Genomic DNA, 13,702 nt, shown 5'->3' on the forward strand with positions numbered 1-13,702 from the left:
TGTAACAGTTGTTGTAACCTTAATGTTAATAAAATACCTGTTGCGGGGCCTGAATACGTATGCATAAATTTGTTATTAATTTAGCACGGGAGTTAGTATTTTTTGTGACAACAACATGAGCCAACTTGGTGCAGCGCTAACTTCCACCTCGTTCGGCCACACATTATGGTTAATTGGGGTAAAACAGTATGTCTATGTTCAAACCAAGTATGCTAACTCTTGCGCTGATCAGCGCCGGGGTTGCCAGTAGCAATGTTGCGTTGGCGCAAGAAAATGACGCCGCGAACATCGAAGAGCAACAAAAGGTTGAAGTGATCGAAGTGCGCGGTTTCCGCCGCAGCGTCGCCGAGTCAATCAACACCAAGCGTTTCGCCAACGAAGTGGTAGAGTCTATTTCTGCCGAAGACATTGGTAAGCTACCGGATTCATCTATTGCCGAGTCAATCGCGCGTCTACCGGGTCTAACTGCCCAGCGCCTAGATGGCCGTGCATCACGCGTTAGCGTACGTGGTTTTAGCGAAAACGAAAGCGCCACTACCTTTAATGGTCGCGAGCAGGTTTCAATCAGCGATAACCGTGGTGTTGAGTTCGACCTGTATCCTTCTGAGATCATGAGCGGCGTAACCGTATATAAAACACCGAGTGCCTCGATTGAAGCCGAAGGCATCGCCGGTGTGATCGACATGCAAACCGTACGTCCTTTAAGCAAGGGCGAGCAGGTTATCCAATTCAATGGTCAATTTGAGCAAACCAGTTTCGATAAGTTAAACCCGGATGGCGACGATAAAGGTTTCCGTGGCACCATCTCTTATATCGATCAATTTGCCGATGACACCTTGGGTGTGGCCTTTGCGTACACCACCATGAGCTCGCCTAACCAGGAAAAGCGTTGGAACTCATGGGGTTACCCTGATGTTGAAACGCCCGATGGCAACACCTATTCTATCCTGGGCGGCGCCAAACCTTTCGTTCGCTCTTCTACACTAGAGCGCGACTCGGCCATGTTGGTGCTTGAATATGCGCCGACCAGCGACCTGAACATGACCTTTGACGCCCTGTATGTGGATTTCTCTGATGAGAAGATCCTCCGTGGTATCGAGGTACCTTTTGCCTGGGGTCAGGGTACGAGAACACCACTGGCCGTTGATGATGAAACTGGATTTGTTACCAGTGCAATTACCCAAGGTCAGCGCGTTGTCGTACGTAACGACTTTGAAGAGCGTAAGGCCGAGCTTACTCAGTTTGGTTTTAATCTTGAATATCAAGTAAGTGACGAATGGTCGGTTGAATTCGACGCCAGCCGCTCTGAAGTAGACCGTCAGGTATGGAGTATCGAAAGTTATTCGGGTACTGGTCGCGGCGACAACAATGGCGTAGCCGATGATTTGGGCTACACCTTCAACAGTGGCAACACAGGCGCCCAGTTTACTCATGGTCTGGATTACAGTGACTTTAACCTGATACAACTAGGTGGCCCGCTATCTTGGGGTCACAGCGCCGCATTAAATAATCACTACGGCCTGACTGGCACTGAGTATCAAAATACCGCTCAAGATGGCTTTATTAATGCGCCGGAAGTTGAAGATGAACTGACGACGTTAAAACTAGCGGCCAAAAAGCTGCTCGATAACGAATATATCAATAGCATAGATTTTGGTATCTCCTACCGTGACCGTGAAAAGACCAAGCTGTCTGAAGGTTACTTTATGACGCTTGCGGATTTCTCCTTGAGCAACCCAGGCATGCTAGTAGTACCAGAGCAATACCGTTTAGGTACAGCCGATCTTAGCTTTATCGGCATGGGCGAGATGATAGCTTACGATACCCGCGCCCTTGTTGACGACGGTTATTATAATCTAATGGCCGAGAGCCTGACCGATTCTAAGCACTTAACGCGTTCTTGGACAGTGCAAGAAGAAGTGACGGCCGCCTTTGTGCAAGCCAATATCGATGCCGCTTTGGGTGATGTGCCAGTGACAGGTAATGTTGGTCTGCGTTATGTACGCACCGAGCAGTCGTCACAAGGTTATGCCTTTAGCGTTGACGCCGATGGCCTAGTAGTGGCAGAGCCAACCGATATCAGTCACGATTACTCACACTTGCTACCTAGCATCAACCTGAACTTCGCCATTACAGAAGATCAAACCGTACGTTTTGGTGCAGCTAAGACTATTTCTCGTGCTCGTCTGGATGAAATGAACGCCTCTATTGATGCCTCATACAATCCGGATCGACCTGATGAAAACGGTAATCACTGGTCTGTATCCGGTGGTAACCCATCGCTGGAGCCAAAAGAAGCAACAGGTTTTGACTTAAGCTATGAAAACTACTTCAGCGATGAAGGCTACTTCTCCGTTGCCGTGTTCTACAAGGACCTGAACGAGTGGATTTTCGACGGTATTTATGAAGCGGATATGAGCGGCACTGCCGATCCGGCCACAGGTCTAGTGCCGGAGCACAGCACGGCGACCGGCTCGGGTAAAATTAATGGCGGTGGCGGCGACCTATGGGGTTACGAGCTATCACTTGCACTGCCGTTCAATCTTTTTGCCGATGAGCTTGAAGGTTTTGGTTTACTGGCCAGCCACACAGGCGTAGAGCAGGATGTGGAAACCCCTAACGGCGATGAATATGAACTGCCGGGTCTGTCTGATAGTATTCAAAGCTTTACTCTTTACTATGAGCGTTATGGTTTCAGCGCCCGTACCAGCATGCGTAAGCGTAGCGACTTTAAAGGCGATATCTATGGCCCTGGTTTCTCAACCGATCAGGTTGCTATCCAAGGCGAGACCATTTGGGATGCGCAAATCGGTTATGACTTCGGTGAGTCGGGTATTGCCGGCCTAGAAGGTCTGGAAATGACCTTCCAGGTACAAAACATCACCGAAGAGCCGTTTGTATCACTGCAAGGTGATAACTCGCTGCAAGTACGTGACTACCAGGATTATGGTCGTACTTACTTGCTGGGCTTCAAGTATGAGCTATAACTCTTAACTGAAGTTAAAAAAAGCCCTTGAATTTTCAAGGGCTTTTTCACAGGAGCAGGATAATGGCGGAAGTGAAAAAGGTATTGATCCTCGGTGGTGGTACCGCTGGTTGGCTTAGTGCGGCCTTATTGGCAAAACTGATGGGCGCGCGTCTGGATATTACCCTGGTGGAGTCGACGCAAATTGGCACAGTAGGGGTAGGCGAAGCCACCATTCCCCCGATAGTCGCTTTTAATCAGGCCCTTGGTATAGACGAGCAAACCCTGGTAGAGCGCACCAGCGCCACCATTAAACTGGGTATTGAGTTCGAAAACTGGGGGCAGGTGGGCGAGCGCTATATGCATGCCTTTGGCTCACTCGGTAAGGCGTTTCCCTTTTGTGACTTCCACCATATTTTTCATGCCGCAAAAGAGCAGGGTTACAGCGGCTCGCTGTGGGATTACTCATTAAATTATCAGGCTGCCAAAGCCGAGCGTTTTACACCCTTGGCACAGATACCCGGTACACAATTGCCCGGCACCCAACATGCCTATCATTTCGATGCTTCACTTTATGCCCAATTGTTACGCGAGCGTGCCGAGGCCATGGGTGTGACGCGCATAGATGCCAAGGTGATGCAGGTGAGTCAGCATAACAACGGCGATATTCGCGCCCTGACGCTCGACAACGGCAGCGAGATTGAAGCCGACTTGTTTATCGATTGCAGCGGCCTGCGTGCTTTGCTTATCGAGCAAACCCTGGGAGTGGGCTTTGAAGACTGGGGCCACTGGTTGCCGTGCGACCGTGCCATTGCGGTGCAATGCGAATTGCCCGAAGGGCACAGCCCTAAACCTTATACCCGGGCCATCGCCCGCGAGTGTGGCTGGCAGTGGCAAATCCCGCTACAACATCGCATGGGTAACGGTTTGGTGTATTGCTCCCGGTATATGGATGAGCAGCAGGCAATGACCCAGTTGCTTGAAAACCTGCCGGGTAAGCCCATTACCGAGCCCAGGGTTATTAAATTTCGCACCGGGCAGCGACGCAAACAGTGGCAAAACAATGTGGTGGCCATTGGCCTCAGCAGTGGCTTCTTGGAGCCCTTGGAGTCCACCAGTATTCACCTTATTCAAACGGCGATTATTCGTCTGGTTAAACATTTCCCCCACAGGGAGATTAGCGCTGAGGCGCGGGATTCCTATAATCGGCAATTTAGTACGGAAATGGCGCAAATTCGCGATTTTATCATTCTCCACTATGCCTTGAACCAACGCCAAGACAGCGCCTTTTGGCGCCACTGCCAAAGCATGGAATTGCCGGACTCTTTAACGCAAAAGCTGGAACTGTTTGAAAAAACGGGTACGGTATTTCGCTATCAGGATGAGCTGTTCGCCGAGGTTGCATGGCAGCAGGTGTTGCTTGGACAAAATTGCTGGCCGCAGCAACATCATCCCTTGGCAGAGCAATTTAGCGCCGAGCAGCGCAGCGAATTGTTGGCCAGTTTGCGCACCTTAATTGAGCGCACAGTGGCACAAATGCCGAGCCACCAGGATTATCTCGGTTCCTTAGTAAAAAGCGCCAAACAAGGGCGCTGATACTCGCCTGAATCCGCGGATAATATGGCACCGGACTGGTTTGAATACGTATGCACGCCATACCCAAGCGGGTCCAGAGCACGTAATATTTTTGTCATAACAAAAGATAAATAAAGTAAGCGAATGATAAATAGCAAGTTGAAAACGCCGTTATTGGTACTGTCGCTCAGCGCCGCGCTTGTCGCCTGTGGCCAGGGGCCACAACAACAAGACGCAAGCACTGAAAGCACCGCAGAGCAGGGCATGCAGCAGATGCAAAAGCCCGTGGTCTATCAGGTATTCACCCGTTTATTTGGTAATACCAAGAGCACCAATGAACCCTGGGGCACGCTGGAGCAAAACGGCGTCGGTAAATTTGCGGATTTCAATGATGCGGCGCTTATAGGCATTAAAGAGCTGGGTGTGACGCATATCTGGTATACCGGTGTTTTGCACCATGCCATGGTGACCGATTACAGCGATTTTGGCCTGCCGAGCGATGACCCAGATGTGGTTAAAGGCCGCGCCGGCTCGCCCTATGCCATTAAGGATTACTACAATGTGAATCCGGACTTGGCATCCAAACCCGCCGACCGCCTGCGTGAATTTGAAGAGCTGATCGCACGCACCCATAAGCATGGCATGAAGGTGATCATCGACATAGTGCCCAATCATGTGGCCCGCGATTATCATTCCGTCAGCAAGCCTCAGGGCACTGCAGATTTCGGTGCCAATGACGATACCAGTGTCGCTTATAAGCGCGACAATAATTTCTATTATGTGGTGGGTGAGGACTTTATTGTTCCCCAAGACACCAACTATCAGGTGCTGGGCGGCCAAAGCCACCCGCTTGCGGACGGTAAATTTGCCGAAAGCCCGGCGAAATGGACAGGTAATGGTGCTCGCAAGGCCCAGCCAGATATTAACGACTGGTATGAAACGGTAAAGATCAACTATGGCGTCAAGCCCGATGGCAGCTATGACTTCCCCCGTTTGCCGGATAACTACGCCGAGCTGGATTATCGTGCCCATTATGCCTTTTGGCAGGAGCAGGAGCTGCCCGATAGCTGGTATAAGTTCCGCGATATCACCCAATACTGGCTCGAAAAGGGCGTCGATGGCTTCCGCTACGATATGGCGGAAATGGTGCCGGTGGAATTTTGGAGCTTTTTAAACTCCTCCATCAAGATGAGCAACCCGGATGCCTTCTTGCTGGCCGAGGTTTATAACCCCGAGCTGTACCGCCCTTATATTCATTTAGGCAAGATGGATTACCTGTACGACAAGGTCGGTTTCTACGACAGCCTTAAGGCCATTATTCAAGGTAAAGCAGAGGCCAGCGAGCTGCTGGCAACGCACCAAGAGGTGGCAGATATTGAACAGCATATGCTGCACTTTTTGGAAAACCACGATGAGCAGCGCCTGGCGAGCCCAGATTTTGCTGGCGATATGCGCTGGGGCAAGCCGGCGATGACGGTCTCAACCCTAATTGGGCGCTCACCTAGCATGTTGTATTTCGGCCAAACCGTGGGCGAAGATGGCTCTGAAGAGCCGGGATTCGGCGACCCAACACGTACCAGTATTTTTGATTATATCGGCGTGCCCGCGCATCAGCAGTGGATGAATGGCGGCAAGTTCGACGGCGGCGCGCTTAACGATGAGCAGCGTGCGCTGCGCCAGTTTTATATTGATTTGATGGCACTTAATTCTCTTCCTGCGATTGTCGCCGGTGAGCTGATCCCAGTGCCAAACTCGGCGCCCCATGCAGTGATCAGTTTTGAGCGCAGGCTAGGCGATCAGCGTATTGTCGTGGTTGCTAACTTTGGCAAGCATCCGGTGTTTGTTGATATTGAGCCAGAGGAAGCCATGGTCGGGAAAACCCTACTGGGTACGGATCCTCTGTATTTAGATAAGGAAATTCCAATCAAGTTGCCATATCAGGGCGTTACCGTGTTTCAGATGGGGATCCAAGTAGATGAATATTGAAAGGCCTAGCCTGAGCTTCTGGCAAATTTGGAACATGTGTTTGGGCTTTATGGGCATACAATTCGGCTTTGCCCTGCAAAATGCGAATGTCAGTCGTATTTTCCAAACCCTGGGTGCCGATATCGATGATATTCCCATTCTTTGGGTCGCAGCGCCTTTAACCGGTTTGATCGTACAGCCGATCATCGGCTATATGAGCGATAAAACCTGGGGACGCTTAGGCCGTCGTCGTCCTTACTTTTTCTATGGTGCCATAGTGACCACGGCAGCACTTCTGGTAATGCCGAACTCGCCAACTCTGTGGGTTGCCGCCGGTATGCTGTGGATTATGGACGCTTCCATTAACGTTACCATGGAGCCGTTTCGTGCCTTAGTGGGCGATAATCTGCCGAATAAACAGCGCGCCCTGGGTTATTCGCTGCAAAGCTTCTTTATCGGCATAGGCGCCGTGGTGGCCTCAAGTCTGCCTTGGATTCTGAGTAACTGGTTTGATGTCAGCAATACTGCCGCTGCCGGGGTGATCCCTGAGTCGGTGCAATATGCCTTCTATATTGGCGGTGCCTTCTTATTGGTGAGCGTGATGTGGACAGTGTTTACCACCAAGGAATACAGTCCAGAGCAGTTGGCGGCGTTTGAAAAGAGCGAAGCGCATCTTGAGAGCGACACGCAAAAGCAAGAGATTAATTTTGGCCGCACCATGAGCATCAGTGGTGTGATTGGCGTGTCTATTATCGCCTTGGTGACGGCCCTAGATCTGGAAAAAGAGCTGTATCTGCTGGGCGCCGGACTAGTGGCCTTTGCCTTGTTGCAAGGCATTGCCCTGTGGCAGCAAGCGAAGGAATACACAGAAAACGGCTTTTTTGCCGTGGTTTACGATGTTTTCACCATGCCAACGGCCATGCGCCAGCTGGCCTGGGTGCAGTTTTTCAGCTGGTTCTCACTGTTTGCCATGTGGATTTATACCACGGCGGCGGTAACCAGTTACCACTACGATACCTTAGATGTGACTTCCAAGGCCTATAACGACGGTGCCGACTGGGTGGGGGTGCTGTTTGCCGCCTACAATGGTTTTGCCGCTTTGGCTGCCTTGATTATTCCTATCATGGTTAAGCGAATGGGCATACGTTTGACCCATGCGCTGAATCTTATCTTAGGCGCGGCGGCGCTAATCAGCTTTATGTTTATTGCAGATCCAAGCTGGTTGATGTTACCCATGGTAGGCATAGGTTTTGCCTGGGCGTCGATTCTCTCTTTACCTTACGCCATGCTATCGACCACTTTGCCGAGCGCAAAAATGGGGGTCTACATGGGTATTTTTAACTTCTTTATCGTTATTCCACAGTTGCTCGCGGCCAGCGTCCTGGGTCTTATTCTCAAGCATGGGTTCGCCAACCAGCCTATTTATGCCTTAGTGATTGGCGGCATTTCCTTTGTCCTAGGTGCCATCGCGGTTAGTCGAGTCAAATTAGTAAAATAATAAGGGGACACTCAGTGAAAGTTTTAAATTCAATTATGGCGGCCATGCTGGTCGCAGGGCTGACGGGCTGTAACAGCGCCGAGCAGCAAACAACTCAGGTACAGGCGGTAGCGCCGGGTGCTCCTGGTGACACCCCTTATTGGGCCTATTCGGGCAAAACCGGCATAGGCACCTCATTTGAGGCCTATGACAATGGCCAATACAGCGACCAAGCCAGTACAGGCGCTGTGTCTAAGGTGTGGTTCTCCCTGGCTAAAGGCATGATCACCGAAACCATGTTTGGCCTTATCCACCAGGCGCAAATTCGCGATATGCAGTTTATTGTCACCGGCGATGACTTTGTGGTCAGCGAGCAAGATGGCTTAAAAAACACGGTTGAGTACCTGGATACCGACGAGCAAGGCCGCCCGCTTTCTTTGGCCTACCGGGTAACCAGTGAAGATGAGCAGGGGCGTTTTCGTATTATCAAGGATATCTTTACCGATCCGGATGCTCAGTCGCTGATGGTGCGCGTGCGCTTTGAAGCAAACCAGCCTGGCCTAAGCGCCCATGTGCAGGTTAATCCCTATGTAAATAATGATGGCTTAAATGATAGCGCCAAGGTGGCCGGCGATGCATTGCTTGCCTACAGCCAAGGCAAACACTTCTTAAGCCTGCAAAGCAAACAGGGCCTAAAAGATACTTCGGTAGGCTTTTTCGGTCAAAGCGACCGTTTAACCCAGCTCAATAAAGGTAATAGCTTTGCACGCTACACCAGCACCGGCGAGCAAACCGGGAACGTCACCATGAGTGCGACCCTGGGTGAGATTAAAGAAGGTGCCGAATTTGACTTGGTACTGAGCTATGGCAACACGGAGCAAAGCGCGCTGGCCGAGGGGCAAAAGACCCTGAGTCGAGGCTATGACACAGTATTGGCGCATTACAATGGCGAAGGCGACTTTATTGGCTGGCAGGACTATTTGCAAAGCCTGTCTGTAACAGATTTATATGCTGCGACCAAAGACGGCGGCAAGCTGCTTAACACCAGTGCTCTGGTGCTTAAAGCGCAGGAAGATAAAACTCACGCCGGCGCGCTGATTGCGTCCTTGTCGAACCCTTGGGGTGATACGGTCAAAGCCGAGCAGGGGCACACAGGCTATAAGGCGGTTTGGGTGCGTGATTTCTATCAGGTGGCCATGGCGTTTTTGGCCATGGGCGACAGTGACACCGCCAAGGCTGCATTCAATTACCTGCCTAAGGTTCAGGTGCGTGAAAACACGCCCGGCAATCAGGGCGACAGTGGCTGGTTCTTACAAAAGACCCATGTTGATGGTGAGTTGGAATGGGTGGGTGTTCAGCTGGATCAAACCGCCATGCCTATTATGCTGGCGTGGAAACTTTACCAGGGTGAGGTACTCACCAAGGAAGAGTTAAGCAACTGGTATGCAGATATGCTTAAACCTGCCGCTGACTTTCTCGTTGACGGTGGCCTGGCGAAAATTCTTTGGAATGATGTGCAGATCACCCCGCCGTTAACCCAACAAGAGCGTTGGGAAGAGCAGGCCGGTTATTCGCCCTCAACCACGGCAGCGGTTATTGCGGGCCTTATCAGTGCCGCGGAAATCGCCAAGCTCAGCGGCGATGATAAAAATGCCGCACGCTACCTGGCGACTGCCAAACAATATAACCAGGACGTTGAAGCCCTGATGTTTACTACCAAGGGTACGCTCAAGGGCGACAATGCCAATGGCCGTTATTTTGTGCGTATCGCTCAGGACCTGAATGCCAACGCCGATACCAAGTTGGCCGCCAACAATGGCCGTCAGGGCATGGATAAGAAGCAGATCCTCGATGGCGGTTTCCTGGAGCTGGTGCGTTATGGCGTACGCGCCGCAAGCAGTGACTCGGTACTCGAATCACTGCCGGAGTACGATGACCAAACCCTAGCGGAAAACCTGCGCGTTAAATACAGCTTCACCGATGCCGAAGGCGAGGCCTTCCCGGGCTGGCGCCGTTACGGTAACGATGGCTATGGTGAAGATGAAAAACGTGGTACCAACTACGCCGAGGGTGGAGTGAATAGCGATGGTCAACGCGGTCGCGTATGGCCCTTCTTTACCGGTGAGCGCGGTCACTATGAAATTGCCGTGGCGCAATCGCTAACAGGCGACGCTGCGGCGCAGAAGTATGCGGATATCCAGCACACCTATGTACGCGGTATGGAAGGCTTTGCCAATAAGGGCATGATGCTACCAGAGCAGGTATGGGATGGCGTTGGCGTTAACCCCTTCGGTTATGAGATGGGGCAGGGCACCAACTCGGCCACACCTCTGGCATGGACTCACGCCGAATACGTGAAACTGCTGCGCTCACTAAGCGATAAACGGGTGTGGGATCACTATCCTGTGGTAGAGCAAAAACTTAAGTAAGATTAATTGGGCTGCGACCAATTTGGCAAAAAATGCCGCCTATATTTATAGGCGGCATTTTAGTGTGGAGTCGTTTAAAACTGTGTCGGTATTAGGTTAGACAAGGCTGATTGCGAGTAACTAAGGTTATCGACTGTCAATTGAACTGTCTTGGTTTTAGCTTGCGCATATTCAGGGTCATTAAAGGTACTAGGTTGTCTAGTCGGACGTCGCTTCATATAGTCTTCGTAGCCGGCTATGCCGCCATAGTCTCTAGCTGTTACAGACATACTTAGTGAATTCACCTTAGACTCAAGAACTGACTCATCTATAAACTCAGCAAGGTTTAAATTTTCGATGTTTACACTTGTGCCGCTTGGCGGCGCAAAAATACTCCAGCCAAGAAGTGGACGATTATTGTAAGAGGCTTCCATGCCAATGAAAATGAAAGCGTAGTCTACGCCGCTTTGGGCTATATCATAATCTTGACCGTCAAGAGTCAGTACAGAGGCCAGGTCATCTAAGCTCAGGGCCATGGGTGGTAAATCAAATGTTTGATTAATCTCTTTGGTTCTGACCGTTGATGAGGTAATGATGTACCCATCACCGGATGGATTGTCTAAATTTTCATGTTCGTATGCAGTAATGCTGTGGTTCTCTATGCTTTCATGGGTGAAAGCGAAGACATCTTTGGAGCCGTTAACTCCATAATTGTACAAGTGACTATTACTATCAACGATAGCAGAGACTTGCTTGTAAAACATATCAGAATTAATGACAACAGGGGTACCGACAAGCTCCGCTGCAACCTCAGTTGTGCCACCGTCATTGAGGTCGGCGAATAAAGCGCCATACGCTTGCTCAGGCGAGCTAAACTGGTTAATCACAGAAAGCTGCGGCCATTGCTCGGAACCACTTTGTTTACACTGAACAACTGCTTGGTACGTGACTGAACCAACGCCTTTTTGGTAGGTGTCGAACATTGCACCATATAACATGCTACTTTCTACATAGCTGTTAACGCGTGCGGGGATGGCTACTTGTACATTGCTGGTCCTACATTCACATGCACTGGTATCATCCGTTTGCAAAGCGTTTTTGCCTAAATCGGTCACAGGGTGGTCAACAAAGGTAAGCAAATCTACGGGCGTAATACCATCGATTGTCTCTTGAACTAGCCTGACTAAAGAAAATGTTTCGTGATCATTCGTTGTTGGGTAGCTAATGACGCCATTGTCATCGGCATACACCGTGGCTTTGTTGGAATAATCGGCATTATGTATGATCAGGGCGGCATCCCTGTCCGGGGTTTCGTTGCCACACGCGTCCCTATACACAGCGGTAATGGTTAACGTTTTACCGCTGGGTTCAGGGGGCGCTGTTGAATCAGAGCCGCCTGAGCCACCACAACCGGCTAATACGGCAATACTTAATGCACTTAGGAAAAAGCTGCGATACATAGGACAAGTTCCTTCTTTTATTGTTATTGACTAGGGCGGCATTTTCATAATAGCCCTTGATTTATTATTGTAAATAAAACAAGTAGTTAATTAGCATGTGTATCAAGGTGTGCGTTATACTCCTGTGAGTATTCTTGGTTGTTTTATCTAGACGCTGTTAAGAAGTGATCGTTAAACTAGGCGCAATGAATTTACCTGATGTAAGTTGGCGTAGATATAAACGAGAGAAACCAGCTTTACTCGAGGTAATAGTGTGGAAATAAGAAATGGAACCTACACCCTGTATAATAATACCCATATGCTGGTCAGGGAGTATTACGGGCATGGCATATCAGACCCAGATATAGATCATATGAGAGAAATCTCCTATGCAAAAAAGTTGGGTTATATCAAGGGGTTTAAATTAGATGACAACGAAGGCCGCTATTGTAAAAGCATCAAGATTGCCGATATGAACAATGCTTATGAAGTAGCAACAAGAGGGCGTTACAAGGGGCTGGAGTTTATTATTTGCGGATATAGTTCTCGTTCCAAAGCATTTGGTTTAATAACCCATGATGAACAGCTTGCATCGAGACTTGGATTTATCAGCCTGTCAGACGGCTTTATATTAGAGGTCGATGCCGCCGAAGTGGATGAGATATGGGAGATAAGAGGCAAGAGTAAACTCGGTTTACCCTTGCCACAAGGGCTAAAAGAAAAGGTTATTATTTCCTAACACTGCCTTTCTATTAGATAAAACTGCATTACCTATTTACTTGATTGTCTAACAATCAATTGTGGTGGTAAGACGCTGCTGGCAACATCCACTTCCTGCTTTGCTATCAAATTCAATAAATTAGCGACCAGCATTTGCCCGGCGAGTGTGGTGTTTTGCTGCACAGTCGACAGTGGCGGGGTGCAAAAACGCGCCACAGCCAGGTCATCAAAGCCAACCACGGACACATCATGGGGCACCCTTAAGCCTGCCTCCTGCAATGCGCGAATGGCGCCTATGGCAATGAGGTCGCTGGCGCCAAACAGGGCATTAAATTTAATGTTATTGGCCAATAAGGACTTGGTCGCCTGATAGCCGGACTCCTCGGTGGAAATTGCGGTGGCTATTTTGCGTTCGCTCACATGAGCACCATGAGTTTTAAGGCGCTCGGCAAAGCCATTAAAGCGGGCGCTGAACTCCGGGCTATGGTGTGATGTATCGCCGATAAAGGCACAGTCGGTGCGTCCTAATTCAATTAAGTGCTCGGCCACCAGGGCGCCGCCGCGACTGTTGTCACAGCTGACGGTTAACTCCGGGCGTCCTTCAACATTGGCACCCCAGCACACAAACTTGGTATCGCTCTCTAGCAGGCGCTCAAACTTGCTTTGGTAGTCCATATAGTCGCCATAGCCGAGCAGGATAATACCATCGGCGCGGTGGCTTTCGGCATAATCGGCGTGCCAGTCGTTGCTGCTGGATTGAAAGGACACCAACAGATCATAGCCGGCCTTGGCACAGGCTCGGGTAATTGAGCCGAGCATGGACAAGAAAAAGGGGTTGATCTGAGACTCATCCGAGGTTGGGTCTTCAAACAGCAGTACCGCCAGAGTCGAGCTTTGCTGTGCCCTCAGGTTACTGGCATTTTTATCGACCTTGTAATTGAGCTTACGCGCCACCTCGACCACCCGGCGGCGGGTTTCTTCATTGACCAAGGGGCTGCCGCGCAGTGCCCGTGACACCGTTGATTGCGATACCCCGGCATAGTGGGCGATATCGAAGGAGGTGGCTTTACCTTTCATGTATGTCCTCATGGGTTAATACAAACCCGGCTGAAATTCTAGGTGCGCATTTGCACTTGGCCATTAGGCCGAATAG

At 50.2% G+C, this 13,702-nt stretch carries 8 protein-coding genes; 6 read left to right on the forward strand and 2 right to left on the reverse strand.

Features of this window, described 5'->3' with window-relative positions; translation table 11 throughout:
• The first annotated feature begins 188 nt into the window (after positions 1-188).
• The 5 genes from C2M34_RS13460 to C2M34_RS13480 all read left to right on the forward strand — a co-directional run bounded on the left by C2M34_RS13460 (position 189) and on the right by C2M34_RS13480 (position 10,411).
• Complete coding sequence (locus tag C2M34_RS13460; RefSeq protein ID WP_105212907.1) at positions 189-2,987, forward strand: TonB-dependent receptor; 2,799 nt, start codon at positions 189-191, stop codon at positions 2,985-2,987.
• 62 nt (positions 2,988-3,049) lie between these two features.
• On the forward strand, positions 3,050-4,561 hold the full coding sequence (locus C2M34_RS13465; protein ID WP_105259063.1) for a tryptophan halogenase family protein: 1,512 nt from the start codon (positions 3,050-3,052) through the stop codon (positions 4,559-4,561).
• Between the two features lie 123 nt (positions 4,562-4,684).
• Positions 4,685-6,526, forward strand: coding sequence for an alpha-amylase family glycosyl hydrolase (locus C2M34_RS13470; protein WP_105259064.1), 1,842 nt, complete (start codon positions 4,685-4,687; stop codon positions 6,524-6,526).
• Positions 6,516-8,003, forward strand: a complete 1,488-nt coding sequence (locus C2M34_RS13475; RefSeq protein ID WP_105259065.1) for an MFS transporter — start codon at positions 6,516-6,518, stop codon at positions 8,001-8,003. Before C2M34_RS13470 ends, C2M34_RS13475 begins: the two co-directional genes overlap by 11 nt.
• Before the next feature lie 14 nt (positions 8,004-8,017).
• On the forward strand, positions 8,018-10,411 hold the full coding sequence (locus C2M34_RS13480; RefSeq protein WP_234398821.1) for a glucan 1,4-alpha-glucosidase: 2,394 nt from the start codon (positions 8,018-8,020) through the stop codon (positions 10,409-10,411).
• A gap of 74 nt (positions 10,412-10,485) precedes the next feature.
• Here C2M34_RS13480 and C2M34_RS13485 read toward each other — a convergent pair whose 3' ends face one another.
• Positions 10,486-11,850, reverse strand: coding sequence for a hypothetical protein (locus C2M34_RS13485; protein ID WP_105259067.1), 1,365 nt, complete (start codon positions 11,848-11,850; stop codon positions 10,486-10,488).
• A 253-nt stretch (positions 11,851-12,103) separates the two neighbouring features.
• Here C2M34_RS13485 and C2M34_RS13490 point away from each other — a divergent pair, with 253 nt between their 5' ends.
• A complete protein-coding gene (locus tag C2M34_RS13490; protein ID WP_158677939.1) occupies positions 12,104-12,568 on the forward strand; it encodes a hypothetical protein in 465 nt (154 codons plus the stop codon).
• A gap of 32 nt (positions 12,569-12,600) precedes the next feature.
• Here C2M34_RS13490 and C2M34_RS13495 read toward each other — a convergent pair whose 3' ends face one another.
• Positions 12,601-13,626 carry a LacI family DNA-binding transcriptional regulator gene (locus tag C2M34_RS13495; RefSeq protein ID WP_105199225.1) on the reverse strand — a complete coding sequence of 342 codons (1,026 nt, stop codon included), beginning with the start codon at positions 13,624-13,626 and terminating at the stop codon, positions 12,601-12,603.
• Positions 13,627-13,702: the final 76 nt, after the last annotated feature.

Origin of the sequence: Pseudoalteromonas sp. T1lg88, assembly GCF_002964765.1 — a bacterium.
Taxonomy (GTDB): Bacteria; Pseudomonadota; Gammaproteobacteria; order Enterobacterales; family Alteromonadaceae; genus Pseudoalteromonas.

Coding starts and splice junctions, on each gene's coding strand:
- C2M34_RS13460 (WP_105212907.1), top strand. CDS start 189: ATGTCTATGTTCAAACCAAGTATGCTAACTCTTGCGCTGATCAGCGCC.
- C2M34_RS13465 (WP_105259063.1), top strand. CDS start 3,050: ATGGCGGAAGTGAAAAAGGTATTGATCCTCGGTGGTGGTACCGCTGGT.
- C2M34_RS13470 (WP_105259064.1), top strand. CDS start 4,685: ATGATAAATAGCAAGTTGAAAACGCCGTTATTGGTACTGTCGCTCAGC.
- C2M34_RS13475 (WP_105259065.1), top strand. CDS start 6,516: ATGAATATTGAAAGGCCTAGCCTGAGCTTCTGGCAAATTTGGAACATG.
- C2M34_RS13485 (WP_105259067.1), bottom strand. CDS start 11,850: ATGTATCGCAGCTTTTTCCTAAGTGCATTAAGTATTGCCGTATTAGCC.
- C2M34_RS13495 (WP_105199225.1), bottom strand. CDS start 13,626: ATGAAAGGTAAAGCCACCTCCTTCGATATCGCCCACTATGCCGGGGTA.